The following is a 26,260-nucleotide window of genomic DNA, read 5'->3' as shown; positions in this document are numbered from 1 at the left end:
GCTGTGCTGTCGGAGAGGGTTGAGAATCTGAGTCGCATGGAACAGACCTCCTCGCTCGGCATCGTCCTCCCCCTGCTGCTCTTCGTCGCGGGTGCGGTGGCCGGGCTGGCCGTGGGCTGGCTGCTGGCCTCCCGTCGTGCGGCCGGTGGAGCGGACGCCCGGGAGCTCGAGAGCATGCGGCAGGACAACGCCGAGCTGCAGCGCCGCCTTGCTGCGGCCCAGGAGAGCTCCCGGCTGCAGACGGAGCGCGTGGCGGCGCTGGAGGAGCGCTCCGCCCAGGACCAGGACGTCCTCACCGCACTGGCGCCGCTGGCCGATCGGCTGCGCGGGGTCCAGGAGCACGTGACCCGGCTGGAGAAGGATCGCTCGCAGCAGTTCGGGGAGGTTTCCCGGGCGCTCGAACAGGCGCGGGAAGCGGACGCCGAGCTGCAGCGCGTCACGGGAACACTGGCCGGATCCCTGCGCTCCAACTCCGCCCGCGGCACCTGGGGCGAGGTCCAGCTGCGCCGCGTGGTGGAGGCCGCGGGGATGCTGCGCCACGTCGACTTCCAGGAGCAGGTCCACGTGCAGACCGAGGACGGCGCGCACCGTCCGGACATGGTCGTGAAGCTGCCCGGGGGGCAGCGGCTGATCGTGGATGCCAAGGCCCCCATGACCTCGTACCTGCGCGCCCAGGACCTCGGCCACGACGGCTCGGAGCAGACCCTCGCCGCCCGGACCAAGCTGCTCAAGGGCCATGCCGATGCCCTGCGAGCGCACGTGGACGCCCTGGGCTCCAAGAAGTACTGGACCTCGACCGTCGGCTCCCCCGAGCTCGTGCTGTGCTTCGTGCCCGTGGAGTCGGCGCTGTCGGCCGCGCTGGAGGCGGATCCCTCGCTGCTGGATCATGCTGCGGCGCGCAGCGTGGCCCTGGTGTCGCCGGTGTCCCTGCTGGCCTCGCTCAAGGCGGTCGCCTTCTCCTGGCGCCAGGAGTCGCTGGCCCAGGACGCCTCGCAGCTGCTGCAGCTGTCGCGGGACCTCTACGACCGGCTCGGCACCGTGGGCGGGCACCTCAGCGCCATGGGCGGGTCCATCCGCCGTTCCGTGGAGAGCTACAACAAGCTCGTGGGCTCGCTCGAGACCCGCGTGCTGCCCACGGCTCGTCGGCTCAACGACCTGGATGTCACGGCACCGGCCGACGACCGCCTGGAGACGGCCACGGTCGAGTCCACCCCGCGAGCGATCACCGCCCCGGAGCTGCTGGCAGATACCCAGGAATCGCATGACTCATCCGGCCGTTGAGCTCTGAGTCCCCGTCCACGCGAGACTCTCTGGGTCCCACCGCGCCGACGCTGTCAGGCGCGCGACGGCCGGATCGATGAGCTGACGCACCAGGTCCTGGGCCACGTGGACGTCCGTGTGATCTCGACATGCAGGCACACTCTTTGCGAGCTTCGCGTATCTCGGGCCCCAGCTGCCCGGCACCGTGAAGTGCTCCGGGAGAACGAGTCCACGGACTGCCGCCTCCCTGGTCAGTGCGCGCTCCAGCCTCTCTCCGGCGATGCTCTGCGTCGTGGCGATGAGCACCAGGTCGACCAGGTCCTTCTCACGGCTCGAAGGCCTCCCCTGATAGAGCGACAGCGTGGCGCAGACCTTGTCCGCGATCTGATCTGTCAGCGGATAGAGCCGATAGTCGCTCGCGTGGGGAAGCCTCTGGATCCCGAGTGAATGAGCCGGCCTTCTGCTTTCTGTCTCGTCCGTGATGACAGCTCCTACGACGAGGTCGACATGGATGGAGCCCTTGCCGGTGGCGCCGATGTACACGTCGAAGGTGACCCGGCAGCCCTCTGTGTAGACCTGTTGAGTCCCTTCGAGGGCCGTGGTCCTGCCGACGTATTCGAACATGAAGAGGTCGTCGATCTCCGTCTCTGCCTGTTTCCTCAGCTCTTCCACGGCCGCATCGAGCGTGACGCCGCGCCGGAGAAGGTCGATGTCAGTTGTCGATCTGGCCGATGCGACCCGGGCGAGCAGACTCGCACCTCCTTTGAGGACCCATCTGTCATCGTCGGGCGAAGCGAAGATCCTGCTCAGGAAGCGATCGAAGTACTCCAAGCGAATGCGCTCAGCCACATCCAGCGACGGGTCTTCCGCATGAGCCTTCTGCGCGGCGCTCTTGATGGCCGCCTCGACGGCCCGTGGGGATGAATAGCGCTCTTGACTCATGACCTCGGCTATTCGTCCTCAGGCGGCTGTGGACCGCGCTCCTCCGGCGATCGGCCCGCAATGGGCTGCCCAACCAGCTCCTGGACCGCCTTCGAACGCGCGAGCGCTCCGGCCGCCTGCACATCCCGCAGCTGTGCCAGCACAGGCTGCATCGATCGCTGGATCTCGAGACGAGCTGCTCGCACCGGGGCCATCGCCTCGGCCGAGGCCCGCACAGCGGATCTGATTGCCGCCTCGTACTGGTGCCCCGGGAAAGCTTGCGCCATGGACTCTTCCATCATCTCGGTCATGCGACGCGTCGCTTCGGTCCACGCTCGATTCGCAATGACCATGTTTCCGAGCGCCGGCACTGCGGCGATCTCTGCAGCCGTCGTCTCCAGATCCAGCCCTGCCAGACTCAGCAGGTCATCCAGCAGACCTTCTCCATCGCCGGCCGCGTGACCGTTGCGTGCAGCCAGCGGCGCCAGGAGCTGAGTCAGCCGCTCCGTGTCCAGCTCGGATCGGCGCACAGCGTCCCTGAGCGCATCGGCGACGGTGCTCAGGTCCTCCCGTGCCTCGACGAGGTCCGCGATGGTGCGCTCGCGGGTTGTCACCGGCAGACCGTCGCGAAGCGTCACGTCCTGGGCGGGCAGCTCGCGGCAGCGGTACCGGAGGTCTCGACGCTGCGTCTGCTTGCGACCGGCCACCGTGAGCTCCATGGCCACCGGCCGGAAGTCCGCGATGCCGTGCACGACCGCAGCTGAGGCACCGGAGACCACAGCACCCCAGGGGCGGTTCTGCAGCCGCCGCCATGCCGGGTCGGCAGGCTCGGTGGCCAGCCAGGCTGCCCGCAGCTCCTCGTGCTCTGGGGCCGACGCCCCGCCGTCCCGGTAGACCCCGTGAGCCACGCGGACCAGGTGCCCGCCTTTGACCAGGCGGGACAGGGTCATCGCTGGCACGCCGGCAGCGCGGGCCTGAGCTGACGTCACGAGCCCCCACTGGGCAGCCACGAGCTCGTCGAGAGCCAGAAGAGCTTCACCCTGCTTCATGCTTGGATATTAACTCTCAGAACGTTACTTTCCAAGAAATGAATCTGCCCATGACCGAACGACCCCCGATACCAGCTGGCACCGGGGGTCGTTGCGGAGAATGCGTATCAGCGGGCCGGGCGTGCGCCCCGGCCGCCGAGACTGCGGGAGGCGTCGCCGTCTGCCGTCAGACGCGCACGCAACTCCTTGGGAAGCGAGAAGAGGATGTCCTCCTCGGCCGTGACGACTTCCTCCACGTCGGCGTAGCCGTAATCGGCCAGCAGGGCCATGACGTCACGGACCAGGACCTCCGGCACAGAGGCCCCCGAGGTCACGCCCACGGTGCGCACGCCCTCGAACCAGGACTCGTCCACCTCGTTCGCGTTGTCCACGCGCTCGGCGCGAGCCGCGCCGTACTCGGCGGCGACCTCCTTGAGGCGCACGGAGTTCGACGAGTTCGGCGAGCCGACCACGATCACCAGATCCGTCTGCGGCGCGATCTCCTTGATCGCGCCCTGGCGGTTGGAGGTCGCGTAGCAGATGTCGTCGGAGGGCGGATCCTGCAGGTTCGGGAAGCGCTCGCGCAGGGCGGTGACGATCTCGAGGGTCTCGTCCACGGACAGCGTGGTCTGCGACAGCCACACGAGGTTGTCGGGGTCCTCGACCTCGAGCGTCGCCACATCCTCCGGGCCGTTGACGATGATCGTGCGGTCCGGGGCCTCGCCGTAGGTGCCCTCGACCTCCTCATGGCCCACGTGGCCGATGAGCAGGATCTGACGGCCCTGCTTGGCGAAGCGCACGGCCTCGCGGTGCACCTTGGTCACCAGTGGGCAGGTGGCGTCGATGGTCTGCAGGCCGCGATCGGCGGCCGAGCTCACGACCGCCGGGGAGACGCCGTGGGCGGAGAACACGAGCAGCGAGCCCTCCGGGACCTCGTCGACGTCCTCCACGAACACCGCGCCGTCCGCCTCGAGGGTCTGGACCACGTGCTTGTTGTGCACGATCTCCTTGCGCACGTACACCGGCGCGCCGTAGTGCTCCAGCGCCTTCTCAACCGCGATCACGGCCCGGTCCACGCCGGCGCAGTAGCCGCGCGGGGAGGCGAGCAGGACCTTCTTGTCCCCTTCGACGGGCGCTGCCGCCGCGACCTCCTCAGGAGAGCGGCGCACGCGGGGGACGACGGGCATGGAGAGAGCGACGGGTGCGGACATGCCCCGCATTCTACGGGCTCCACAGGTGCCGGAGACATGTCATGCATGTCACCGGATCACTGCCGGCGGCCACGCGGCATCAGGCCTCGATGACCCGCCGACCGCTTCGGCTCAGCCCGGTCGTCGAGTCACCGCCGGAGGCGTCGTCGCCGCCCAGGCGCCAGGTCAGGCGCAGCCCGCCCAGGACCACCCCTGCTGCGGTCAGCGCCGCCCCGGTCCACAGCCAGGGGCTCAGCCGCTGGTCCAGGCCGGCGCCGAGCACCGCGAACAGCCGATCGACCACAGTGCGACCCACCCCCTCCAGGTCCGGGGAGGCCATGACCGAGTCGGCGAAGCCCTGCAGGACCATCCCGGCTGCGATCACGCCGCCGATGAGACCGGTGCCTGCCCCCAGCAGCGCCCACTCGCGATGCCGGGCGATGAGCAGCGCCAGGACAGCGGCGACCGCAGCAGCGATCCACCAGTACGGCGCCTGATCCGAGACCTCGGAGAGCTGATCCAGCGCGGGGCCGGTGGCCGAGTCGGGGATCTCGGCCACGCCGTCCTGGATGCCCACCAGATCCATCGAGGACAGATCGACCTCCAGGCCGAAGGGCAGCCGGTCGCTGATCGCCTCGGAGAGCCCGTCCATGACCGGCGCGACCTCGACCTGCAGGTCCTCCGGGGCGCCGTCGGGGCTCTCGGCAGCGGCGACGTTGGCGTCGTACGTGCCTTCGAGGACCTCGCGCATGTCCTGCTGGTAGGCGTCGCCGTCGAAGTAGTCGCTCATGGTCGACTGCACCCTGCGGTCCACCCAGCCGGTGATCGTCCCGCCCAGCGGGATGTCCCCGGTGTCGGCGTTCTGGGCGGCCTGGGAGGCGGAGTCCAGCGCCATGTCCTCGATCTCGCCGCGCAGCTGCTGATCGGCCAGCAGGTCCTCCGACAGCGCCGAGAAGCCCTCGCGATCCATCACGGTGTCATCGATCCAGGTGGTCGTCACGGCCATCACCGCCGCCAGCCCGGCGCACAGCGCCAGGACCGAGGCCACGACGGTGCGCAGAACGCCCAGCGCACCGGGACCGCGACGTCGCGCCGCGGGCGCAGGCCGGTCGCAGGGAAGGCCTCCGGCGGGGGTCTCGGAGCGCTGAGCAGTCATGCGCACCACGCTACCGGGACCGGCTGTCCACCCACCGGCGTCGGACCCGTGACCTGTGCGACTCGGGTGGTATGCATGGATCATGACGGAACAGCCCCCCGCCGGCGATCAGCGACCGGCCCCCGCCCCGCGCGCGGGGCTGACCACGCCGGAGAACCCGTGGCCGCTGCGGCTGCTGGCCGAGAACCTCCACGCGTACATCGCCCGCTGCGATCCCACCTGGGTCGAGGGCCAGATCATCGAGATCAACGAGCGCCCGCGCGTCACCTTCCTGACCCTGCGCGACGTCGACCAGGAGATCTCGGTCCCCGTGACCCTGTTCCCGCGCGAGATGCAGGCGCTGGAGACCCCGCTTGAGAAGGGCATGCGGGTCGTCGCGCAGGTCCGCCCGGACTACTGGACCAAGACCGGGCGACTGTCGATGATCGGCCACGGCGTGCGCCCGGTGGGGCTGGGCGACCTGCTGGTGCGCATCGAGCAGCTGCGCCGCGCGCTGGCCGAGGAGGGCCTGTTCGACGCCGAGCGCAAGCGCCCGATCCCCCAGCTGCCCCAGCGCGTCGGGCTGATCACCGGGCGCAACTCGGATGCCGAGAAGGACGTCGTGCGCAACGCGTCCCTGCGGTGGCCGTCGGTGCAGTTCGAGATCCGCAACGTCGCCGTGCAGGGCACGGCCTCCGCCGGCCAGGTCATGGGCGCGCTCGCCGAGCTCGACGCCCACCCGGACGTCGACGTCATCATCATCGCCCGCGGCGGCGGCGCCTTCGAGGACCTGCTGCCGTTCAGCGACGAGCGCCTGCTGCGCGCCGTCGCCGATGCCACCACCCCCGTGATCTCGGCGATCGGGCACGAGAACGACCAGCCGCTGATGGATCACGTGGCCGACGTCCGCGCCTCCACGCCCACCGACGCCGGCAAGCGCGTGGTCCCGGACCTCGTGGAGGAGAAGGCGAACGTCGCCCGCGCCCGAGCGGTGCTGGATCGCGCGGTGACCCAGTTCCTCGACCGGGAGCAGCGAGCCCTGGAGTCGATCCGCTCCCGCCCCGTCCTGGACCAGCCGGAAGGCATGATCCTGGTGCGCGAGGAGGACATCGACCGCCTGCGCGAGCGCTCCCAGCGCACCACCGCCCACCGGATCGAACGGGACCGCACCGCGATCGAGCAGATGAAGCTCCGGGTGCGCGCGCTGTCGCCGCAGGAGACCCTCAACCGCGGCTACGCCGTAGTCCAGGATGACAGCGGCGCCGTGGTGCGCGGCACCGATCAGGTGGCCGTGGACGACGAGCTCACGGTGCGCCTGGCCGCAGGCGAGCTGTCGGTGCGGACCCTCGAGCTCTCCGAGCGCCGCCCCGGACAGCTCCGCGACGACTGACCCACGATCACCGCTTTCCCCGAAAGGACCGCACTCATGACCGAGACCACCCCGTCCTCCCCCGGTGCCGCCCCGGACCTCTCCGACATCGAGTCCATGGGCTACGAGCAGGCCCGCGAGGAGCTCGTGGCCACCGTGTCCAAGCTCGAGGCCGGCGGCACCGCGCTGGAGGAGTCGCTGGCGCTGTGGGAGCGCGGCGAGGCCCTGGCCAATCGCTGCGAGCAGTGGCTCGACGGCGCCCGGGACCGCCTGGACGCCGCCCGCGCGCGCCGCGAGAGCGTCGACGACCAGGATTGAGACGGCAGCTCAGCCGCTCGGGCGCAGCCGCTCGAGCGCCTCGAGCAGCTGCTCCATGACCGCCTCTCGGTCCTGCGCCCGATCCGCCAGGATCCCGAGCGCGGCGTTCTGGTACAACCCGTCGCCCATGTGCAGCACGGCCTGGGCGGCCACGGGATCACCCAGCTCGGCCTCGAGCATCCGGTACCAGCGGGCCTCGAGGCTCAGCATGGCCTCCCGCGCACCCTGATCGCCGCTCTGCACCAGTCGCGAGGTCGTGAGGATCGAGCGGTCCAGCGGCGTATCGGCCCACAGGGAGGAGCGCAGGTATGCACGCGCCGGCCCCTCGGCGGAGGCCTCCATGGCCTGCGTCCCATCCTCCGAGAGGCGCTGCATCCGCTCGACGGAGGCGTCTGCCAGGTCCTGGCGCGTGGAGAAGTGGTAGAGCAGCCCGCCCTTGGAGACCCCGGCGCGCGCCGCGACGGCCTCGAGGGTCGCCGAGCGCTCCCCCTCATCCACGACGATCCGGTCGAAGGCGTCGAGGAGCCGCTCCCGGGCCTGGGGCTTGCGTGCCACGCCGCCTCCTTCCCTCGTCGACCCGACGGGTCGATCCGATCGTCCTGCGCCGCTGCGGTGAGCCTCACGACACTCGCGTGAAACCATACCGTCCAGACGGTACAGTTACGCGGGCGCCGCTGTCACGGCGCACCGAGAAGCCACCGCTCGCCCGAGCCGCCGGTGAGGCACAGCCCCGGCCGCGCTCGAGATCGCGAGCCGAGAGCATGTGAGGAGGTCAGCGTGTCCACTGCCCAGACCGGCGCCCAGGAGCAGGGCACCCAGCGCAGCGCGTGGATCGGGCTAGCCGCCCTGATGCTCCCGGTGCTCACCGTCGCCGTCACCACCACCACCCTGAGCTTCGCCCTGCCGGACATCGGCGCGGATCTGCGCCCCACCGGGACCCAGCTGCTGTGGATCGTGGACATCTACCCGCTGATCCTGGCCGGGCTGCTGATCCCGATGGGCACCGTGGGCGATCACATCGGCCGTCGACGCCTCCTGATGATCGGCGCCGTCGGCTTCGCCCTGTCGTCGGTGGCCGGCGGGCTCTCGACGAGCCCCGAGATGCTCATCGCCTCCCGTGTGGCCGTGGCCATCTTCGGCTCCATGCTGCTGCCGGCCACGCTGTCCCTGATCCGCGTGCTCTTCCCGTCCGACGCCTCCCGCCGCATCGCGATCGCTGTGTGGACCGCGGGCTTCAGCGCCGGAGCGGCGCTGGGGCCGATCATCGGCGGAGGGCTGCTCACCTGGTTCAGCTGGCACGCCGCGATCCTGGCGCCCGTTCCCTTCTGCCTGCTCTTCGCCGTCCTGGCCCCGCTGGTCCTGCCCGAGTCGCGGGATCCCAACCCCGGCAAGCTGGATTTGATCTCCGCCGCTCTGGCGATCCTGACCATGACCCCGATCGTCTACGGCATCAAGACCGCGGCCACCGCCGGGTCTCTCCTCACCGCCGTGGTGACCATGCTCATGGGCCTGGCCTTCGGAACCCTGTTCGTGCTGCGCCAGCGCCGGCTGAGCCACCCCATGCTCGAGCTCGGGCTGTTCCGCTCGGGCCGCTTCTCCGGCGGCGTGCTGGTGAACATCGCCTCCAACATGGCGCAGTTCGGCTTCCTGTTCTTCCTGACCCAGCACATGCAGCTCGTCGTGGGCATGGACTCCTTCACCGCAGGGCTCATGATCATCCCGGGCATGACCCTGGCCATCGTCTCCGGCCTGGTGGGCGCCCGCTGGGCAGGCACCGCAGGCCCCCGCACGGTCGTGGTCACCGGCGTGCTGCTCATCGCGGCCGGCTACGGCGTGATCGCGGTGTTCGCGAACGAGTCCTGGTGGCCGCTGACCCTCGGCTACGCCGTGCTGTCGCTGGGGCTGGGCTTCTCGACCACGCTGTCCACCGAGCTCGTGGTCGGCTCGGTCCCTCCGGAGAAGTCGGGCTCGGCCTCAGCGATCTCCGAGACCGGCTACGAGCTCGGCTCCGTGCTGGGCACCTCGCTGGTGGGCGGGATCGTCACCGGGCTCTACCAGCGCTTCCTGCTGGTGCCGGACGGCTTCGACGCCGAGAGCACCCAGGCGGCCCGCGAGACGCTGGGCGGCGCCTACGCGATCGGCGCCCAGTCCGAGGGAGGCCAGCGCCTGATCGACGCCGCGGGGCAGGCCTACACGCAGGCGATCCAGATGACGGGCATCGTCTCGACGGTCGTCCTGGTGGCCTTCGCGCTGCTGATCCTGCGCATGCTGCGCAGCCCGTCGTTCACCGCGACCGTCGATGCGCGCACGGGGCAGATGTCGATCGTGCCCCCGGCCTCGACGGATCCCGAGGACTGATCCGCCGCAGTCCCGGCTGGTGGCAGATCAGCAGGCCCTCAGAGCTGATGGCCTGCTGAGCTGTCACGAGCTCCCAGCGCACCACGGTGCCGCGATCCTCCTCGCCCGGAACGACGCCGGCTCCCCGACTCGAGGAGTCGGGGAGCCGGCGTCGTCAGGGGTTCCGATCAGCGGACCTGGTGGTAGCTGCCCAGGAACTCCTCGATGCGATCCAGCGCCGTGGCGAGCATCTCCACCGAGGGCAGGAACACGAGCCGGAAGTGATCGGGCGTGGGGAGGTTGAAGGCCGAGCCGTGGCTGACCAGGATCTTCTGCTCCTTGAGCAGGTCCAGGGCGAAGCGCTCGTCGTCCTCGATCCCGAACTTCTCGACGTCCAGCTTGGGGAACAGGTACAGCGCGCCGCGAGCCGGCTCGCAGGTCACCCCGTCGATCGCGTTGAGCCGCTCGTAGGCCAGATCGCGCTGAGCCTTGAGGCGACCGCCCGGGAGGACGAGGTCGTTGATCGACTGGTACCCGCCCAGGGCCGTCTGGATGGCGTGCTGGGCCGGGACGTTGGCGCACATGCGCATGTTGGACAGCAGCTTGAGCCCCTCGAGGTAGGACTCGGCCTTCCAGTTGGGGCCCGTGATCGCCAGCCAGCCGGAGCGGTAGCCCGCCACGCGGTACGCCTTCGACAGCCCCGAGAAGGTCAGGCACAGGACGTCCTCGCCGCACAGCGAGGCCAGGTTGATCATCTCGGCGCCGTCGTAGGTGATCTTCTCGTAGATCTCGTCGGCGAACAGGATGAGGTCGTGCTCTTTGGCCAGGTCGACGATTCCCTGCAGGGTCTCGCGCGAATAGACCGCGCCGGTGGGGTTGTTCGGGTTGATCACCACGATGCCCCGGGTGGAAGGCGTGATCTTGGCCCGGATGTCCTCGAGGTCCGGGTTCCAGCCGTCGGCCTCGTCGCAGGCGTAGTGCACCGGCGTGCCGCCGGACAGGGCCGTGGCCCCGGTCCACAGCGGGTAGTCCGGGGAGGGGACCAGGATCTCGTCGCCGTCGTCGCACAGCGCCTGCAGCGACATGGTGATCAGCTCGGAGACGCCGTTGCCCAGGAAGACCTCGGAGACGTCGAGGTTCATGATCCCGCGGGTCTGGTAGTACTGCACGACCGCGGTGCGCGCCGAGAAGATGCCGCGGGAGTCCGAGTAGCCCTGCGCGTTCGGCAGGTTCTTGATCATGTCGACCAGCACGGCGTCCGGGGCCTCGAAGCCGAACGGCGCGGGATTGCCGATGTTCAGGCGCAGGATGCGGTGTCCCGCGTCCTCCATGCGCTCCGCCTGCTCGAGGACCGGACCGCGGACGTCGTAGCGGACATCGGCGAGCTTCTTGGACTGGGTGATCTTGCGCATGCGCCCACGATACGCGGACCTAGTTCTGAGTGCCCCACCAGTAATCGGCCGCCTCGTACGGCGTGTACAGGTCCCGGGAGGTCGTCATCCGCGTTAGCAGGGTCATGGCATCGGCATCCAGGCGGTCGCCGACGTCATCGATCACATCCCGGACGTTCTGCGGCAGCTCCTCATCGGCCACGGGCACCACGCGCTCGGGGATCATGGCGCCGGAGCCGTCCTCGAGGACCACGAGCGCGTTGTCCTGGATCTCCGGACGCGTCGTGACCACCACTGCGGCCTGCACGTCGTCGCGCAGCAGGGCCTCCACCGTCTCCTCCGGCGATCCGTAGCCCACGACCTTCTGCGGCTCGCAGCCGTAGAGCTCCTCCAGCGCCGGCACGGTGACCGGCTGCTCGGTCTCCTCGTTGGGGACGCCGATGGTCATCTCCGAGCAGTCCCCGCTCAGCGAATCCAGCGTGCTGCCGGACAGCTGCGCACCCGTGGCCGCGGTGACGGCCATGGCCCGGGTGCGATCCGCCGAGCCCGTGGCCAGCAGGGTCAGGCCGTCGGGCAGCTGCTCCTGCACGGCTGCCTCAACATCGGCATCCGAGAACCCTGCGGTTCCTGGGTCCTGTCCCACCAGGGAGGTCAGCGAATCGATCAGTCCCCCGCTGTCGGCTGCCGCCTCCCCCCCGGGGCTTGGGGTCGGCTCTGCTGGGGACTGCTCGGCCGAGGCGGCGTCGAGCTCCAGGTAGAGGTCGCCGGTGAAGTCCGGGTAGACGTCGAGCGTGCCGTCCTCGACCGCCTGGAGGTAGCCGGCACGGCCTCCCTCGACCTCGCGGACCTCGGCTGCGATGCCGCTGTCCTCCAGCGCCAGCACCCACGCATCCGCGACGGCCTGCGTCTGGACGGTGGGACCGGCGCCGACCAGCACGGGCCCCTCCTCCGAGACCGCCGGCTGGGGGTCGTCACCGCGGTCGCCGCAGCCGGTGAGCACGAGCAGCCCGGTCGCCGAGACCGCAAGCAGGCCGCGCCGGAGGCTCCTGCCGGTGGATCGCGCCGTGGTCTCCTGCTGCCCGCTGATTCCCATGCGCGCCAGTCTAGGGAAGCCCGGCCTCCGGCGCCGACGCCCCTAGGATCGACACCATGCCCCTTCAGCACTGCGCCGTCTATCGTGACGGGCGCCTCCTGGCGTCCCCGAGCTCGATCCGCGAAGGAGCCCGGCTGCTCGATGACTCCCCCGAGCACGACGGCAGCTTCATCTGGATCGCCCTGGAATCGCCCACCCGGGAGGAGTTCGACCAGCTGCAGGGGCGCTTCGAGCTGCACGATCTGGCCGTCGAGGACTCGTTGCAGGCCCATCAGCGGCCCAAGGTCGAGCGCTACGGGCCGGACATGTTCACGGTCCTTCGCCCGGCCGTCTACGACGATGCCCAGGAGCAGATCCGGATCGGGGAGATCCACGTCTTCCTGGGCACCGACTACGCGGTGACCGTGCGCTACGAGCCGTCGGAGGTGCTGCGCCGAGCCGCTCGGCGCCTGGAGGACGATCCCAAGCTGCTGGCCCGGGGGCCGGCTGCCGTGCACTACGCCGTCGTCGATCAGATGGTGGACGACTACTTCCCGGTCCTGCAGGGGGTCTCAGCCGATCTGGATCAGATCGAGGACGATCTGCTGGCCGGCGAGGACCGGGTCTCGCCGCGCATCTACAGCCTCGCCCGGCAGGTCACCGGCTTCCACCGCGCCTGCGAGCCCCTCGAGGGCATGCTCGGGCAGGTTGCCCGGGCCGAGCGGGTCCGGGACGACGAGACCCTGCGCCACCTGCTGCGCGATGTGTCCGATCACGCCGTGTCGGTGACCCGCCGCGTGGAGTCGCTGCGCGCGGCGCTCAACGACGCCATGCAGCTCGACGCCACGCTGACCGCCGCCCGGCAGAACGACGCCGCCATGCAGCTCAACGACCAGACCAAGAGGATCTCGTCCTGGGCCGCCATCCTGGTGGTGCCGACCCTGATCGCGGGCATCTACGGCATGAACTTCGACGACATGCCCGAGCTGCACTGGGCGCTGGGCTACCCGTACTCGCTGGGGCTGATGGCGCTGTGCTCGCTCGTGCTCTACCTCGTGTTCAAGCGCAAGGACTGGCTGTGAGCGCTCGTGCCTGAGTACGACGACGGCCGGTCGCCTCCCCGGAGGAGGCGACCGGCCGTCGTCGTGCGGTGTGCGGGACTCAGGCGCGCTTGGCGCGACGAGCCGCCTTCTTCTCCTCGCGCTGATGCCGCATCTGCTCGTCCTTGCGGGCGCGGCGCTCGAGGATCTCCTCGACCGACTCCTCCCGGGAGCCGTCGGTGCGGCCCTTGCGGATCTTGAGGATGCGCTTCACGACCCACCAGAGCAGGAAGACGATGACCACGACGTAGACGATGTTGGAGAACACCCCGGCCCACTGCTCCATGAGGTGCCAGTTCGCCCCCAGGATCCAGCCGGCCACCACGAAGATCGTGTTCCAGATCAGCGAGCCGATCGTGGTCAGGCCCGTGAAGAACCAGAACGGCATGCGCTCCACGCCCGCCGGGATCGAGATCAGCGACCGGAACAGCGGCACCATGCGCCCGAAGAAGATGGTGTACGGGCCGTACTTGTCGAACCAGTCCTCCGTGCGCTCGACGTCGTGGACGTCCACCAGCGGCAGGCGGTCCACGATCAGGTAGAGGCGACGACGGCCCAGCCAGGCGCCCAGTCCGTAGAGCGCCATGGCTCCCACGACGGAGCCCAGCGTGGTCCAGAAGATGGCCTCCCACAGGGTGAAGCCGCCCTGGGTGGCCGTGAATCCGGCCAGCGGGAGGATGATCTCCGACGGCAGCGGCGGGAAGAGGTTCTCCGCGGCCACCAGGAGGCCGGCGCCCGGGGCGCCGATCGCATCCATCAGGTCCACGGACCATCCGGCGATGCCGGTCAGCCCGGCCTCCTCGGAAGCGGACTGCGCAGCGATCTGCGGTGCGGACTGGGCTGCGATGGTCAGCGCAGAAGAGCTGATCAGGGGCATGGGTCTCCTCGGGGAAGTCGGTCGCGCGGACAGCGCGCATGCGGGGCGCACGTCGGCGGGCGGCTGTGTCGCAGCATTGTTCCAGACCGGACCGGGTATCCGCTGGGAGCCATCAGCTGTCGTCAAGCCGCGGACACTATTCTGCCCGGCATGCAGCTGCTGGCCTCCTCAGAGACTTCCCCCGCGGACCTGGCGACCTGGTCCTTCTGGCTCGGAGCCCCCTCCCGGATCCTGCTGATCATCCTGATCGCCCTGGTCGCCTCCGCCCTGGTCCGGCTGATCATCCGCCGTGTCACGCGCGGCATCGCCAAGGGCACCCACGCGCGCGTGATCGCGAAGGTCGAGGAGTCCGGGGCACGCAGCTGGGTCGAGGACTCCGGCATCGCCACCAAGCGCCAGGCCCAGCGCGCCCGCACCGTCGGGGCGGTGCTCTCCTCCGTGGTGGTGCTCGTCATCTGGGCCGTCGCCCTGCTGATGGTGATCGCCGAGATGGGGTTCAACATCGCCCCGGTGCTGGCCTCAGCGGGCATCGCGGGTGTGGCCCTGTCCTTCGGCGCCCAGTCGCTGGTCAAGGACTACCTGTCCGGCATCTTCATCGTCGCGGAGGATCAGCTCGGCATCGGCGACATCGTGGATCTGGGCGAGGCTTCGGGCACCGTCGAGGATGTGGGCCTGCGCATCACGCGCGTGCGCGATGTGGAGGGGACCCTGTGGCACGTGCGCAACGGGGAGATCCTGCGCGTGGGCAACCAGTCCCAGGGCTGGGCGCAGTGCGTGCTCGACGTCCCCCTCCCCTACGACGCCGACCTGGACGACATGATCCGCCGTCTCGAGGCCGAGCTCGCCTCGCTGCCCCGGGATCCCGACGTCGGCCAGCACGTGATGGGCGTGCCGGAGGTCTGGGGCGTGGAGGCACTGTCCGGAGAGTCCCTGACCGTCCGGCTGGCCGTGAAGACCGCCCCCGCCCAGCAGTGGGCGGTGGCTCGGGTGCTGCGCGTGCGGATCAAGAAGATGCTCGACCGACAGGGCCTGCGCGTCCCCCTGCTCAACCAGGCCGTGATCCGCGGCGGGGAGCTGGCGATCGACTCCCCGCACGACTCGACCCCGCCCACCGGGGCGCAGCCGATCGTGGGCGGCGGGCAGCCGAAGCAGGGCTGAGGCCGGGGCACCCTGCTCGGCAGCGCCTGCTCAGTGCCCCCGGCCGGGCCTTCCGCCGCGGCCCTTGGGCTTGCCGCCGGGTCGACCTCCGCCGGAGCGGCGCGGGCGGCCTCCGGCCAGCCGCTTTCCGGCCAGCTGATCGCCGCGGCTCGTGCCCTTGCCGGTGCGGGAGCCACCCGAGGCGGAGCCGGACTTCGCCTTGCTGCGCTTGCGCGCCGCACTGGCCGCCCGCTGCACCTCGGGATCGCGGCTGTTGGACAGGTCCTCGTCTCCCCGGGAAGCGATCGAATCGGACTCGCTGCCGCGGGAGCTGCCCTCACGGCGCCCGCGGACGATGCCCTGGAAGTCCTGGACCATCGCCTCGGTCTGCTCCGGGAGGTCCTTCGGCCACACCAGCACGACCGGCACGAGCGGCAGGTCCTGAATCGGGCGGTAGGTCAGATCCTTGCGGTGGTGCCACCGAGCCACGGACATGGGCGCGATATACAGGCCCACCCCGGCCGCGACAAGCTCTACGGCGGCCCCGGAGTCGGCGATCTCGGGCAGCTGGCGCGGCGCACCGGCGTCGTCGGTGCCGCGCCCCTCGGCGGAGGGACGGTGCTCGGGCAGCTGGTCGAGCTCCTGGAGCAGCCACTCATCGGCCAGCTCTCCCACGGGGACGTCGTCGAGCAGCGTCAGCTCGTCGTCCACCGGAAGGATCACGACCTGCTGCTCGTCATAGAGCTCCACGACGTGGAACGACTCCCGCAGCTGCGTCAGGTCCGCGAGCGCCGCCCCGGCCTCGATGTGCGGGTGCGGCGCCAGACGGATCAGGGCGACGTCGACCGTCTCCCCCAGCGCCTGCGGCCACTGCCCGGGTGCCAGCTGCTGCTCCTCGAGCCCGTCACCGCGCTCGCGCCAGCGCCGCAGCCACTTGCCCGGCATCATCCCGGTCTCGTAGCCCACCCGCAGGACGGGGCCCTGTGCGGTGTCGGAAGCGCCCGACGACGGCCCCGGCACGTCCTGCTGGTCAGTGGGGGCCGGCTGATCGGGCTCCGGGTGCGCGTGGGATGCCATGCCGCACAGACTAGAGGCTGCGCCCGGAGTTGGACGCCCAGCCCCCTGGGGCGTACGCTGATCTGGTTCGTTCCGGGGCTATAGCTCAGTTGGTAGAGCGCTTCGTTCGCAATGAAGAGGTCAGGAGTTCGATTCTCCTTAGCTCCACCCCGTGAAAGGCCCTCCGACCAGGCATGACGTCAGGTAGGAGGGCCTTCTTCATGCCCTGTTGCAGCAATCGCCCCGCGCCCAGCCCCCGAGCAGGTCGAGTGGCCTCTCAGTGTGAGTCAGCGCCTCCCCCGTCATCCAGTGGCCTCGTGGTGTGCGTCCGAGGCTGCAGACCCACACTACGACGCCACTCGAATCGAGCGAGGACTCTGCGGGGCCACTCGATGCGGTGCGCCTCCCCGCAAGGCTGCCTGGCGCGCCACGTCCTAAGCTGGTGGCATGTCTTCTCTCGCACTGATCACCGGGGCCTCCGCGGGCATCGGCCTCCAGCTCGCCCACGGCCTTGCCGAGCGCGGCTTCGACATCGTGGGCGTCGGGTCCGGAGACCGGATCCTCGACCTGCCCGAGCAGCTGCCGGGCGTCGAGGTGCACCCGGTCCAGGCCGACCTGTCGACTCGTGAGGGCGCGGAGGCGGTCTGGCAGGCTGTCCAGCAGCTGGATCCACCGCTCGAGGTCGCTGCGCTGAACGCCGGACGCAGCCTCGGCGGGTCCTTCCTGGACACGGACCTGGACGACGAGCTGGCCATGCTCGGGCTCAACGTGACCTCCCAGGTGGTTCTGGCCAAGCACGTGGCCCGGCACATGGCCCAGCGCCGAGCGGGGCGGATCCTGATCACGTCGTCGTTGTCCGCCACTACCCCGACCCCCTACGAGTCGATCTACGGGCCCACCCGCGCCTTCATGAGCAGCTTCGCCCAGGGACTGCGCCAGGAGCTGCGCGAGTTCGGCGTGAGCGTCACGGTCCTGATGCCCGGGGCCACGGCCACCGACTTCCACCACACGGCCGGCATGGACGACACGAAGTTCGGCTCGAACGACTGGAAGAACGATCCGTCCGTCGTCGCGCGGCAGGGCCTCGACGCGCTGTTCGCGGGCAAGGATCATGTGGTGGGCGGAGACGCCGCCACCAAGCGCGCCGCGGCTGTGAACCGCGTCCTTCCCGAGCGCATCAAGGCGGAGCGCTTCGCCCGCGATTCCAAGCCGAGCAGCTGAATCAGCTTCTCGGCGGCAGCGTCTCCCCCAGGGCGTCGGCCAGCTTCGGGTGGCGGAACGCATGCCCGCGGGCCTCGAGCGCGGCCGGGCGCACGAGCTGGTCGGCCATCACGAACTCCTCGTTCGCCTGCCTCCCCAGCAGGAGCCTGGGCCCCAGCGCCGGGGTCGGAACGATCCGGGGCCGGTGCAGTGCGCGGCCGAGCTCGCGGGCGAACTCCCGCTGGCGCACCGGCTCCGGGGCCACGGCGTTCACCGGCCCCTCCAGCCCGCCGTCGACGACTGCCCGGGCGTAGATCCGGGTGAGGTCATCCAGCGAGATCCAGGACAGGTGATTGCGCCCGCCGCCCAGCGGGCCGCCGAGCCCGGCCAGGTACAGCGGCAGCTGTAGCCGCAGCATCCCGCCCAGGCTCGTCATGACCACGCCCGTGCGGATGCTGACCCGGCGCATGCCCAGGGCCTCCACACGGGCGGCCTCCGCCTCCCAGTCGCGGCAGACCTCGGCCAGGAAACCGCCTCCCGAGGCCGAGCCCTCGACCAGCTGCTCGCTGCCGCGCTGGCCGCCGTAGTACCCGATCGCTGAGGCGCACACGAAGGCCTCCGGGCGCACGGAGGCGGGCAGCCGCTCGCACACGTCGGCGATCAGCCCGGTGGAGGACAGCCGCGACTCGCGGATGGCGCGCTTGCCGGATTCGGTGAGGCGTCGGGCGATGCTCGCTCCTCCCAGGTGCACGACGACGTCCGCCCAGGCAACGTCCGAGGGATTCAGGTGCCCTGTGCCCGGGTCCCACGAGACCTCGTCCTCGCGCTGGGCCGCCCGCCGGACCAGTCTGCGCACGCTGTGCCCACCGGTCGAGAGCATGGCCGCGACCTGGGAGCCCACGAGCCCCGAGGCACCGCCGATCAGCACGTTGAGCCTGCGCCCTCCGCTGATCCCGTCGAGCTGGCCCTGGAAGTCCAGGTCCGCGCGCAGCTTGGTGGAGCGCGCGCGGAACGTGGCCTCCAGCGTGGGGCGCATGGCGGAGGCGACGAACCTCGCCCTCTCACCCAGGCGGCCCGGCAGCGGCTCGTAGGCGATCCGATCGGCGATCAGCGTCGCGCCGTCCTCATGCGCGGCGAAAGTGTGCGTGTGCTCCCAGCTGCTCAGCGGGCCGCGCACCATCCGATCGACGAACGAGTGCTCCGTGGGGCCGGGCTCGTGCTCGCTGACGAACGGCACGCGCACCGACCCGGCGGTGCCCGGAGCGCTGGTGCGCAGGTGGGCCCGGGAACCCGTCGACAGCGGCGGCCAGGACTCCTGCAGCACCGTCTGGGCCCACTCGGGACTCAGCCGGGTCAGGGCTCCGCTGCGGCAGTGCCAGTCCCAGACGGTCTCCAGCGGATGCTCGAGGACCTCCTGATGGTGGAAGACCGCCATGATGCTCTCCTTCGGCCTCGGGTCATCGGCCTCGTGGCCGATCCCCTCACTGTCCTCGATACGGGCCGACGATGCCAGCCGCCCTGCCGCGGACGATGCCGGAGGGGCTCACCGAGCCTGCGCGGCCCGGGCCCCGAGCAGGCTCAGCGCCATGCCCGCAGCCAGCGCGATCGCGGCCACGATGAAGCTGCCCATGATCGTGCCACTGAGCACCGCCGCCACCAGAGCCGGTCCGGTGATCTGCCCCAGGCTGTACCAGGTCGTGAGCTCGGCCGCCGCGACCGGGGACCCCAGCTGCGTCCCGACTCCGATGGTCATCATGGTCACGCCCATGAACGTCGCGCCGAACAGGGCCGCCGCCGCCAGCAGGAGGACGGGCGCGGAGGCGAAGATCGCCAGCACCGCGCCGAGGACCTGCAGCCCGTAGCAGACGGCCAATGCCCTGCGGAGGCCGATCCGGGCGGCGACGAGCGACCACAGCAGCGGCGAGGGTGCTGTGGCCGCTCCGGCCACGAGCCAGGTCGCCGCGGCGGCCGTCGCTCCGAACACGGGCTCGGCCAGCACCACGAGATAGGTGCCGATGATGATGGAGCCCGCGCCCTGGCAGAAGTAGCCCACGGACAGCTGGAGCATGCCGTCGGGCCGGGAGCCCGGGGTCTCGTCATCCGGGACCGGGGCGCCCGAGGCCTCGCCAGCCGACGGCGCCGCCCACCGCCAGCACCAGCGCCCCGAGGCCAGGATGCCCGTGCCCACTCCCGCGTACACCAGCCCGGCATCATGCGGGCGTCGCGCCGCCTGCGGGATGCGCTGGGTGATGCACACGAAGACCAGCCCGGAGGCGACTCCGGCCGCCAGGCGCACCGACGCCTGCCACAGCGGCTCGCCGCTCAGCGCCACCAGTGCGAGCAGGACGGCGGTGGACAGGAGCCCGACGCGCAGCAGCGCGGAGCTTGGCCGCAGCCAGCCCCGGGCCACGGCCAGGCAGCCCAGGAAGTAGCCCGCGTAGTTCGCGGTCGCGATCCAGGCGCTCGGCCCGGTGCCCCAGTTCAGGGCCGCGACCATCAGCGGGAGCACCGGGGTGTAGAAGAAGCGGCCCAGCCCCATGGCCACCGCCAGCCCCAGGGTCCCGCGCAGGACGACGGCGGGGGATCCTGCCGGGGCCTCCCTCGGGCCGGTGCTCGGCCCCGCGTGCGACGTGCTCATGTCGAGCAGGCTATCCCCGTGGCAGCCGTCGGAAGGCGCCGTCGAAGCGGAGCCGCCGATGCGACAGCCCCCGTCCCGACGCGTGGCGGCGGGACGGAGGCCTGTGTCCGGTCAGGAGCCTCAGCGGCGCTGATCCGGATCCGGGGCATCGGGCGACGGCATGGCCACCCGCGAGGAATCCGGCTGCGGGCCGGGCAGATCTCCGGGCACCGGCGTGAGGTCGTCTGCGGGATCCGTCTCCTGCGGAGGGGTCAGCACGGAGGCCGTCGAGTGCAGCGTCGAGTAGTCCAGGAACCCGAGGTGGGACTCGAAGCGGTCCAGGACGTCGTCGATGATCTGCTGGCGGGTCACACCCATCAGGTCATAGCCCTCGGAGCCCGTCTGGGTGAAGACCTCCAGGCGGAAGTAGCGCTCCGGATTCTGGCCCATGCGCGCGCCGACCATGGGGACGTTGGTCTCCACGGCGGCGACCTCGTAGCGGAACGGACGATGATCGCCCATGTCCACCTCGATGCTCGAGGACGGGATCCCGTGCTCGGCCAGCTCATTGACGGCCATCGTGGATGCATAGCCCTGCTTCTCGAACTCACGGGAGACATCGCTCAGCGCGGGCTGCACGGTGCTGGTCACGAACTCAGCGACCTGGCGCTTGGACGGGTACGAGCGCAGGTTGGCCAGGCGCTGGCGCCAGCTGCGCTCGGGGGCGTGGCCGCCACTGGCGGCGGTGTTGGACCGACGCAGCTCACGGCCCTCGCGGTCGGCCTTCTCCATGCGCAGCGCCTTCGTGAACGAGGCCATGACCAGGTAGGCCACGATCGTCACCGGCAGGGCGAAGATCAGCGTGGCGTACTCCATGGTGGTCACGCCGCCTGCCACGAGCATCGCGATCGTGAGGATCGCGGTGAGCACGGCCCAGAAGATGCGCAGCCACTTGGGCCCGTCATCGGCGGGATCGGGGATGGTCGAGGAGTAGTTCGACATGACCATGGCCCCGGAGTTCGCGGAGGTCAGGTAGAAGAGCAGGCCGGACAGCGTGGCCAGGCCGATGAGGAAGGTCGCTCCCGGGAACATCTGCAGCAGCGCGTACCAGCCCTGCTCCGGGCTGTCCATGGCCAGCCGGGCGAACTCCTCGTTGCCGTTGACCATGACCTCGTGCAGCGCGGAGTTGCCGAAGATCGTCACGATGAAGAAGTCGCACAGCACCGGCGCCGTGATCGCGGCGAGCACGAACTCGCGCAGCGTGCGACCGCGCGAGATGCGCGCCAGGAACAGGCCCACGAACGGGCCCCAGGCCAGCCAGAAGGCCCAGAAGAACAGGGTCCAGGAGCCCATCCACTCCGCGCCGTCCGGGTTGTAGCCCATGGTCTGCAGCGTGCGCTCGGGCAGGGTGAAGATGAACCGGCCGATGTTCTGCACGATGCCGTTCATCAGGAACGCGGTCTGCCCGAAGATCAGGATGTAGACGAGCATGGCCGCAGCGGACCAGATGTTCAGCTCCGAGATGATGCGGATGCCCTTGTCCACGCCCGACGTGCAGGCCGCGATCGTGAGCACCACGGCCACGATGATCAGAGCGATCTGCAGTCCCAGCCCGTCGGGGATGCCGAACAGCGTCGAGAACCCGACGGAGAGCAGCACCACGCCGATGCCCATGGAGGTGGCCACGCCGAACACGGTGCCGACCAGGGCGAAGATGTCGATCACATCGCCGGTGGCCCCGCGCACGCGCTTGCCGAGCAGCGGGTACAGCGCCGCGCGGATCGACAGCGGCATGCCCCAGCGGTAGGCGAAGTAGCCCAGGGCCATGCCGATCAAGGAGTACATGGACCACCCGGCCACGCCGTAGTGGAACATGGTCCACACGACCGACTCCTCCGCGGCCTCGAGGCTGCGCGGGTCCCCGTCGATCGGGTGGATGAACTGCGTGATGGGCCCGGTCACCGAGTAGAACAGCATGTCGATGCCCACGCCGGCGGCGAAGAGCATGGCCAGCCAGGTGAAGAACTTGTACTCGGGGCGCGAATGATCCGGACCGAGGCGGACGGAGCCCTCCTTGGAGCACGCCACCCACAGCACGAAGCCGATCACGAGGGTCACGGTCAGGACGTAGTACCAGCCCAGGTTCTCGGCGATCCACAGCACGATGCCGTGCATGGTCTCGCGGGTCCCGTCCGGGGCGGCCATGGCGAAGACCGAGAACGCCAGGATCGCAGCCGCCGCAATGAGGAACACCACCCAGTTGACCCGCGGTCCGCGGTCCTGTGTCAGAGCGGTGTATCCGGCCGAGAGCTCCGCGGAGGAGACGGGGGCCCGCTTCTGCTCGCGCTTGGTCTCGCGCTGCTGATCCCTGTCCGTGCCGCCGAGGCGCTGGCGGTCCAGCGGTGTCCGCTGCCCTCCTTCTCCTGCTGTCTTCTCGTGCTCGGATTCGCTCACGCAGTGCTCCCTTCGCTGGCTTCGAGTGCTCGGGTCGAACCGCAGGAGCGCACGTGCGAGCACCTCGCCCAGAGGGCATGACGACTGCTATGGGGAGATTCCCAGGCGACTCCTACGATTCGAGCAACCCTGGGATGATAGGAGGATTCTCTCGAAACAGCGAGGTATCCGATCGAAGTGGGAGCGGTCTGACGTCCCGCCGATCAGTGCGCGGACCGATGCCCATCAGCGCCCTCGGCGCCGTCGTCGTCCGCCTCTGAGCCCTCCGCTGAGGCGGCCCAAGCGGTGCGCAGCGCCTCCAGCAGCACCTCCGGCGGCTGCGCTCCCGAGACCGCATAGCGCGAGTCGAGCACGAAGAACGGCACGCCCTGCACCCCCAGGCTGCGGGCCACCGTCAGGTCGTCCTGGACCGCCCGCTGCCAGGTGCGCTCCTGCAGAGCGGTACGGGCCTGCTCGGGATCCAGCCCGACCTCGTCGGCCAGGCGGACGAGGACGTCGACGTCATCGAGATTCAGGCCCTCGGACCAGTGGGCGCGGAACAGGCGCCGCATCATCTCCGGACCGCGGCCGCGCGCCTGAGCGAAATGGCCCAGCTCGTGGGCCCTGCGCGTGGACGACGAGATCACGTCATCCATCGCATAGTCGATCCCGACCTCGCGGCCTCGAGCGATCAGCGGACGATGCATCTCATGGATCTGCTCCAGGCTCATGCCCTTGTGCTCAGCCAGCATCTGGATCATGGGCATGGTCTCGCCCTCGGGGAGCTCCGGGGCGAGCAGGAACGAGTGGTAGAGCACGCGCACGGCGTCGCGGTGCTCGAACTGCTCCAGCGCCAGCTCCAGGTGGCGATCGCCCAGGCAGCAGAACGGGCACATGACATCCGACCAGATGTCGATGCTCAGGGTGCCGGGCTCGGGCGCGCTCAGGGGAGATTCCATGTCCGGGACACTACCCCGGACCGCGACGGCGGCCGCTCAGCCCCGCTGCTCGGGCTCGGCCTCCGCGGGAGCCTCCTTCACCAGGGAGAGCTCGAACTCGAGGGTGATCTTGTCCGAGACGAGCACGCCGCCGGAGTCCAGCGGGGTGTTCCAGGAGACGCCCCAGTCCTTGCGGTCGATGCGTCGCGAGCCCTCCAGGCCGGCTCGCAGCTGCCCGAAGGGATCGGTGTCCACACCCAGCAGCTCCAGCGGCACGGAGATCGTGCGGGTCACGCCCCGGATTGTGAGCTCGCCGGTGACGATGAACTGATTCTCGTCCACCTCATCTACCGCCGTGGAGTCGAACTCGATGGTGGGGTGCTGCTGCGCATCGAAGAAGTCGGCGCTGCGCAGGTGGGCATCGCGCTGAGGACTGCGGGTGTCCACGCTAGCCACCTGCAGGACGACTCGCACCTGCGAGCGCGACATGTCCTCGGCATCCAGCTGCGCGGTGCCCGAGACGTCGTTGAAGGCCCCTCGGACCTTGGTGACCATCGCGTGGCGCGAGGAGAAGCCCACCCGGCTGTGGGTCGGATCGATGCTCCAGGTCCCTGTCAGCTCGCTCTGAGCGCTCATGTTCGTCTCCCCTGCCTGCGTCGTGGCTGCGCGGGCGACCAGACCCCGCTCCCCCATCGTAGGGCCGGGCCCCACCCCGAGGGCACCTCATCGGTCCCCAGTTCAGGGGCGCTCATCTGCCCTGTGAACTGGAGCGATGCATCACCGGGCAGTCACGGGGACCCGCGGCCGCAGCGCCCCGTCGGCTAGTCTCGGTATATGAGAAGCCTCCTGTCATTCATCCTCAACATCATCTGGTTCCTGACCGCCGGATGGACCCTCTTCCTGGGCTACGCGCTGGCCGGGATCCTGGCCTGCCTGCTGATCGTGACCATCCCGTTCGGGCTGGCGTCGTTCCGCATCGCCGGATTCGTCATCTGGCCCTTCGGCCGCGAGGTCATCACCACCCGCCGGGCCGGTGCCCTCAGCGGCATCGGCAACATCCTGTGGTTCGTCATCGCGGGCTGGTGGCTCGCCCTGGGCCACGTGCTCACCGCCGTGGCCCAGGCTGTGACGATCATCGGCATCCCGCTGGCATGGGCGAACGTGAAGATGATCCCCGTGACCTGCTTCCCGTTCGGCCGCGAGGTGGTCCCCAGCTCGCAGCTGCGGGCCCGGATGTACCCGGTCGCCAGCGCCTGACCAGTCTGCCGCGGAGCCCCGCGCCTCTTCCGCCGACTCCGCGGCGGTCTGCTGGTGCCCCCACTGGGACTCGAACCCAGACTGAGCGGATTTTAAGTCCGCTGCCTCTGCCGATTGGGCTATGGGGGCCTGGACGTCGGACGCCCCTCCCGCCTGGGCGGAAGGGGCGTCCGGTCGATGTCCGCAGGGTCAGAGCCTGGCCTGCTTGCGCACGACCTCCTGGCCGGTGGCCGTCTCGAAGTTCAGGCGAGGATCGCGCACGTGGCGGATCTGGGTGGTGTTGCGCCCGAAGACCATATTGGCAGTCCACTCGCTGAGGATGCGGAACTTACGGTCCAGAGTCGGCATGGCGTAGGCGTGGTAGCCGCGGTGCATGAGCCAGGCCAGGGGGCCGGAGAACTCGATGCCCTTGAGGTTGGCCGCGCCCTTGTACAAGCCCAGGCCCGCCACGGTGCCGAGGCTCTCGTGGTAGTAGTCGTCCAGCGGCTTGCCCTCGCGGGCGGCCAGGATGTTCTTGACCATGACCTTGGCCTGGCGGATGGCGTGCTGCGCGTTCGGGACGCAGAAGCCGCCGGGGCCCTGACCGGACAGATCCGGAACTGCGGCGTTGTCACCGCCGGTCCAGGCGCCCGGGATGGGGCCGTCGTCGCCGGTGACCCGCAGGTCTGCTCCGGCGCGGACGCGGCCGCGGTCGTCGACGGGGAACGGGGTGTTCTTCTTGAACAGCGGGTTCGCCTGAACGCCAGCGGTCCAGATCAGGGTGTCGGCGTCGAACTCGCCGGCCGGGGACTTGTCCTGCATGTTGATCAGCTTGATGTGATCGTCCTCGGCAGATTCCAGCGAGGTGTTCAGCAGCACCTCCACACCGCGCGAGCGCAGCTCGGCCACGACCTTCTCCGCGCGGTCCTGGGAGACCTCGGGCATGATGCGCCCGGCCGCCTCGACCAGCACGAAGCGCAGGTCGGAGACCTTCACGCGCGGGTTGCGCTCTGCGGCCCTGCGTGCCGCGTCCTCGAGCTCGCCGATGGTCTCGATGCCTGCGAAGCCGCCGCCGACCAGCACGAAGGTCAGGGCCTTGCGGCGCTCCGGACCGTCCTCCATCTGGGAGGCGGCGCTGATGCGCTCGAAGACCCAGTTGCGCACCGCCACGGCTTCCTCGATGGACTTCATGCCGATCGCGGACTCGCCCAGCCCCGGGATGGGGAAGGCGCGGGTCACGGAGCCCGCGGCGAGCACGATCTCGTCGTAGGGGACCTCGAAGACGGGGCCGTCGTTGATGGAGGCCACAGTGGCCACGCGCTTGTCGTGGTCGATGCCGATGACACGGCCCGACAGCGACTCGGTGTCCTTGAGGAACTGCTGGAAGGGAGCCACGGCGGAGCGCGCCTCGAGGCTGCCGGCAGCGACCTCCGGGAGGAAGGGCAGATACATCATGTAGGGGTTCGGATCGACGATCGTGACGATGCCGCCGGACTCCTTGATCCGCTTCTGGAGCCCCTGGGCCACGTGGTAGCCCAGGTACCCGCCGCCCACGATGAGGATGCGATTACGGTCCTTTGCCAGGAAAGAGCTAGACATGGTTTCGAGTCTAGTCATAGGACGAGGCCGTCCTCGCCCCCGCTCC

Annotated in this window: 23 protein-coding genes and 2 tRNA genes; 9 read left to right on the top strand and 16 right to left on the bottom strand. The window is 70.0% G+C overall.

Translation table 11 applies throughout. From position 1 onward, the window contains the following. Positions 1 to 36: 36 nt before the first annotated feature. A complete protein-coding gene (locus JOE55_RS10140) occupies positions 37 to 1,281 on the top strand; it encodes a DNA recombination protein RmuC (RefSeq protein ID WP_204782812.1) in 1,245 nt (414 codons plus the stop codon). Here JOE55_RS10140 and JOE55_RS10135 read toward each other — a convergent pair. The 4 genes from JOE55_RS10135 to JOE55_RS10120 form a co-directional block, all read right to left on the bottom strand. Beyond that, positions 1,267 to 2,202, bottom strand: coding sequence for a nucleotidyl transferase AbiEii/AbiGii toxin family protein (locus tag JOE55_RS10135; protein ID WP_204782811.1), 936 nt, complete (start codon positions 2,200 to 2,202; stop codon positions 1,267 to 1,269). The two genes, JOE55_RS10140 and JOE55_RS10135, sit on opposite strands and share 15 nt — an antisense overlap. A gap of 8 nt (positions 2,203 to 2,210) precedes the next feature. Next, on the bottom strand, positions 2,211 to 3,230 hold the full coding sequence (locus JOE55_RS10130; RefSeq protein ID WP_239546602.1) for a type IV toxin-antitoxin system AbiEi family antitoxin domain-containing protein: 1,020 nt from the start codon (positions 3,228 to 3,230) through the stop codon (positions 2,211 to 2,213). A 107-nt stretch (positions 3,231 to 3,337) separates the two neighbouring features. After that, entirely contained in the window at positions 3,338 to 4,420 is a 1,083-nt protein-coding gene (locus JOE55_RS10125; RefSeq protein WP_204782809.1) for a 4-hydroxy-3-methylbut-2-enyl diphosphate reductase, read from the bottom strand. Between the two features lie 79 nt (positions 4,421 to 4,499). After that, a complete protein-coding gene (locus JOE55_RS10120; protein ID WP_204782808.1) occupies positions 4,500 to 5,555 on the bottom strand; it encodes a hypothetical protein in 1,056 nt (351 codons plus the stop codon). A gap of 82 nt (positions 5,556 to 5,637) precedes the next feature. Here JOE55_RS10120 and xseA point away from each other — a divergent pair, with 82 nt between their 5' ends. Both xseA and JOE55_RS10110 read left to right on the top strand, forming a co-directional pair. Beyond that, entirely contained in the window at positions 5,638 to 6,924 is a 1,287-nt protein-coding gene (gene xseA / locus JOE55_RS10115) for an exodeoxyribonuclease VII large subunit (RefSeq protein WP_204782807.1), read from the top strand. A 36-nt stretch (positions 6,925 to 6,960) separates the two neighbouring features. Next, positions 6,961 to 7,221 carry an exodeoxyribonuclease VII small subunit gene (locus tag JOE55_RS10110; RefSeq protein WP_204782806.1) on the top strand — a complete coding sequence of 87 codons (261 nt, stop codon included), beginning with the start codon at positions 6,961 to 6,963 and terminating at the stop codon, positions 7,219 to 7,221. Positions 7,222 to 7,230: 9 nt separating this feature from the next. On the opposite strand, the gene JOE55_RS10105 is transcribed toward JOE55_RS10110, so the two are convergent. Continuing rightward, positions 7,231 to 7,776, bottom strand: a complete 546-nt coding sequence (locus JOE55_RS10105) for a TetR/AcrR family transcriptional regulator (protein WP_204782805.1) — start codon at positions 7,774 to 7,776, stop codon at positions 7,231 to 7,233. 222 nt (positions 7,777 to 7,998) lie between these two features. Here JOE55_RS10105 and JOE55_RS10100 point away from each other — a divergent pair, with 222 nt between their 5' ends. After that, on the top strand, positions 7,999 to 9,579 hold the full coding sequence (locus tag JOE55_RS10100; protein WP_204782804.1) for an MFS transporter: 1,581 nt from the start codon (positions 7,999 to 8,001) through the stop codon (positions 9,577 to 9,579). A 167-nt stretch (positions 9,580 to 9,746) separates the two neighbouring features. Here JOE55_RS10100 and JOE55_RS10095 read toward each other — a convergent pair whose 3' ends face one another. Continuing rightward, entirely contained in the window at positions 9,747 to 10,970 is a 1,224-nt protein-coding gene (locus tag JOE55_RS10095) for a pyridoxal phosphate-dependent aminotransferase (protein WP_024289016.1), read from the bottom strand. 19 nt (positions 10,971 to 10,989) lie between these two features. After that, positions 10,990 to 12,042, bottom strand: coding sequence for a glycine betaine ABC transporter substrate-binding protein (locus JOE55_RS10090; RefSeq protein WP_204782803.1), 1,053 nt, complete (start codon positions 12,040 to 12,042; stop codon positions 10,990 to 10,992). A 56-nt stretch (positions 12,043 to 12,098) separates the two neighbouring features. Between JOE55_RS10090 and JOE55_RS10085 the strand changes: the two genes are divergently transcribed. Next, the gene (locus JOE55_RS10085; protein WP_204782802.1) at positions 12,099 to 13,103 is read left to right on the top strand and encodes a magnesium and cobalt transport protein CorA; all 1,005 of its coding nucleotides are present in this window, start codon (positions 12,099 to 12,101) and stop codon (positions 13,101 to 13,103) included. A gap of 79 nt (positions 13,104 to 13,182) precedes the next feature. Here JOE55_RS10085 and JOE55_RS10080 read toward each other — a convergent pair whose 3' ends face one another. Next, entirely contained in the window at positions 13,183 to 13,998 is an 816-nt protein-coding gene (locus JOE55_RS10080; protein ID WP_053446974.1) for a DedA family protein, read from the bottom strand. Between the two features lie 150 nt (positions 13,999 to 14,148). Here JOE55_RS10080 and JOE55_RS10075 point away from each other — a divergent pair, with 150 nt between their 5' ends. After that, positions 14,149 to 15,156 (top strand): mechanosensitive ion channel family protein, encoded by a 1,008-nt coding sequence (locus JOE55_RS10075; RefSeq protein ID WP_204782801.1) that lies wholly within the window; start codon positions 14,149 to 14,151, stop codon positions 15,154 to 15,156. Between the two features lie 30 nt (positions 15,157 to 15,186). Here the strand turns inward: JOE55_RS10075 and JOE55_RS10070 are convergent, their stop codons facing one another. Beyond that, entirely contained in the window at positions 15,187 to 16,212 is a 1,026-nt protein-coding gene (locus JOE55_RS10070; protein ID WP_204782800.1) for a LysR family transcriptional regulator substrate-binding protein, read from the bottom strand. 74 nt (positions 16,213 to 16,286) lie between these two features. On the opposite strand from JOE55_RS10070, the gene JOE55_RS10065 reads away from it, so the two are divergent. Further along, positions 16,287 to 16,359: transfer RNA gene (locus JOE55_RS10065), tRNA-Ala, on the top strand. A gap of 279 nt (positions 16,360 to 16,638) precedes the next feature. Then, a complete protein-coding gene (locus JOE55_RS10060; protein WP_006215486.1) occupies positions 16,639 to 17,412 on the top strand; it encodes an SDR family NAD(P)-dependent oxidoreductase in 774 nt (257 codons plus the stop codon). Position 17,413: 1 nt separating this feature from the next. On the opposite strand, the gene JOE55_RS10055 is transcribed toward JOE55_RS10060, so the two are convergent. The 5 genes from JOE55_RS10055 to JOE55_RS10035 form a co-directional block, all read right to left on the bottom strand. After that, positions 17,414 to 18,826, bottom strand: coding sequence for a TIGR01777 family oxidoreductase (locus JOE55_RS10055; protein ID WP_204782799.1), 1,413 nt, complete (start codon positions 18,824 to 18,826; stop codon positions 17,414 to 17,416). A gap of 108 nt (positions 18,827 to 18,934) precedes the next feature. Then, positions 18,935 to 20,029: a YbfB/YjiJ family MFS transporter gene (locus tag JOE55_RS10050; RefSeq protein WP_204782798.1), complete on the bottom strand. Its 1,095-nt coding sequence runs from the start codon at positions 20,027 to 20,029 to the stop codon at positions 18,935 to 18,937. Positions 20,030 to 20,149: 120 nt separating this feature from the next. After that, on the bottom strand, positions 20,150 to 22,462 hold the full coding sequence (gene betT / locus JOE55_RS10045) for a choline BCCT transporter BetT (protein WP_204782797.1): 2,313 nt from the start codon (positions 22,460 to 22,462) through the stop codon (positions 20,150 to 20,152). 203 nt (positions 22,463 to 22,665) lie between these two features. Continuing rightward, positions 22,666 to 23,400: a DsbA family oxidoreductase gene (locus JOE55_RS10040; RefSeq protein ID WP_204782796.1), complete on the bottom strand. Its 735-nt coding sequence runs from the start codon at positions 23,398 to 23,400 to the stop codon at positions 22,666 to 22,668. 36 nt (positions 23,401 to 23,436) lie between these two features. Further along, positions 23,437 to 24,015 carry a YceI family protein gene (locus tag JOE55_RS10035; RefSeq protein ID WP_204782795.1) on the bottom strand — a complete coding sequence of 193 codons (579 nt, stop codon included), beginning with the start codon at positions 24,013 to 24,015 and terminating at the stop codon, positions 23,437 to 23,439. A 198-nt stretch (positions 24,016 to 24,213) separates the two neighbouring features. Here JOE55_RS10035 and JOE55_RS10030 point away from each other — a divergent pair, with 198 nt between their 5' ends. Then, on the top strand, positions 24,214 to 24,636 hold the full coding sequence (locus tag JOE55_RS10030) for a YccF domain-containing protein (RefSeq protein WP_024289043.1): 423 nt from the start codon (positions 24,214 to 24,216) through the stop codon (positions 24,634 to 24,636). 52 nt (positions 24,637 to 24,688) lie between these two features. Here the strand turns inward: JOE55_RS10030 and JOE55_RS10025 are convergent. After that, positions 24,689 to 24,765: transfer RNA gene (locus JOE55_RS10025), tRNA-Leu, on the bottom strand. A 60-nt stretch (positions 24,766 to 24,825) separates the two neighbouring features. Further along, positions 24,826 to 26,214 (bottom strand): NAD(P)/FAD-dependent oxidoreductase, encoded by a 1,389-nt coding sequence (locus JOE55_RS10020; protein ID WP_024289044.1) that lies wholly within the window; start codon positions 26,212 to 26,214, stop codon positions 24,826 to 24,828. Positions 26,215 to 26,260 lie beyond the last annotated feature (46 nt).

It is taken from the genome of Kocuria palustris, assembly GCF_016907795.1.
Lineage (GTDB): Bacteria > Actinomycetota > Actinomycetes > Actinomycetales > Micrococcaceae > Kocuria > Kocuria palustris.
This window is presented reverse-complemented; position numbering and strand designations above follow the sequence as displayed.

Excerpts from the sequence above, each read along its gene's own strand:
- JOE55_RS10035 (WP_204782795.1), bottom strand. The coding sequence starts at position 24,015 with ATGAGCGCTCAGAGCGAGCTGACAGGGACCTGGAGCATCGATCCGACC.
- JOE55_RS10140 (WP_204782812.1), top strand. The coding sequence starts at position 37 with ATGGAACAGACCTCCTCGCTCGGCATCGTCCTCCCCCTGCTGCTCTTC.
- JOE55_RS10135 (WP_204782811.1), bottom strand. The coding sequence starts at position 2,202 with ATGAGTCAAGAGCGCTATTCATCCCCACGGGCCGTCGAGGCGGCCATC.
- JOE55_RS10040 (WP_204782796.1), bottom strand. The coding sequence starts at position 23,400 with ATGGAATCTCCCCTGAGCGCGCCCGAGCCCGGCACCCTGAGCATCGAC.
- JOE55_RS10090 (WP_204782803.1), bottom strand. The coding sequence starts at position 12,042 with ATGGGAATCAGCGGGCAGCAGGAGACCACGGCGCGATCCACCGGCAGG.
- JOE55_RS10095 (WP_024289016.1), bottom strand. The coding sequence starts at position 10,970 with ATGCGCAAGATCACCCAGTCCAAGAAGCTCGCCGATGTCCGCTACGAC.
- JOE55_RS10020 (WP_024289044.1), bottom strand. The coding sequence starts at position 26,214 with ATGTCTAGCTCTTTCCTGGCAAAGGACCGTAATCGCATCCTCATCGTG.
- JOE55_RS10130 (WP_239546602.1), bottom strand. The coding sequence starts at position 3,230 with ATGAAGCAGGGTGAAGCTCTTCTGGCTCTCGACGAGCTCGTGGCTGCC.
- JOE55_RS10120 (WP_204782808.1), bottom strand. The coding sequence starts at position 5,555 with ATGACTGCTCAGCGCTCCGAGACCCCCGCCGGAGGCCTTCCCTGCGAC.
- JOE55_RS10050 (WP_204782798.1), bottom strand. The coding sequence starts at position 20,029 with ATGAGCACGTCGCACGCGGGGCCGAGCACCGGCCCGAGGGAGGCCCCG.
- JOE55_RS10070 (WP_204782800.1), bottom strand. The coding sequence starts at position 16,212 with ATGGCATCCCACGCGCACCCGGAGCCCGATCAGCCGGCCCCCACTGAC.
- JOE55_RS10125 (WP_204782809.1), bottom strand. The coding sequence starts at position 4,420 with ATGTCCGCACCCGTCGCTCTCTCCATGCCCGTCGTCCCCCGCGTGCGC.
- JOE55_RS10075 (WP_204782801.1), top strand. The coding sequence starts at position 14,149 with ATGCAGCTGCTGGCCTCCTCAGAGACTTCCCCCGCGGACCTGGCGACC.
- JOE55_RS10085 (WP_204782802.1), top strand. The coding sequence starts at position 12,099 with ATGCCCCTTCAGCACTGCGCCGTCTATCGTGACGGGCGCCTCCTGGCG.
- xseA (WP_204782807.1), top strand. The coding sequence starts at position 5,638 with ATGACGGAACAGCCCCCCGCCGGCGATCAGCGACCGGCCCCCGCCCCG.
- JOE55_RS10030 (WP_024289043.1), top strand. The coding sequence starts at position 24,214 with ATGAGAAGCCTCCTGTCATTCATCCTCAACATCATCTGGTTCCTGACC.
- JOE55_RS10080 (WP_053446974.1), bottom strand. The coding sequence starts at position 13,998 with ATGCCCCTGATCAGCTCTTCTGCGCTGACCATCGCAGCCCAGTCCGCA.
- JOE55_RS10055 (WP_204782799.1), bottom strand. The coding sequence starts at position 18,826 with ATGGCGGTCTTCCACCATCAGGAGGTCCTCGAGCATCCGCTGGAGACC.
- JOE55_RS10060 (WP_006215486.1), top strand. The coding sequence starts at position 16,639 with ATGTCTTCTCTCGCACTGATCACCGGGGCCTCCGCGGGCATCGGCCTC.
- JOE55_RS10110 (WP_204782806.1), top strand. The coding sequence starts at position 6,961 with ATGACCGAGACCACCCCGTCCTCCCCCGGTGCCGCCCCGGACCTCTCC.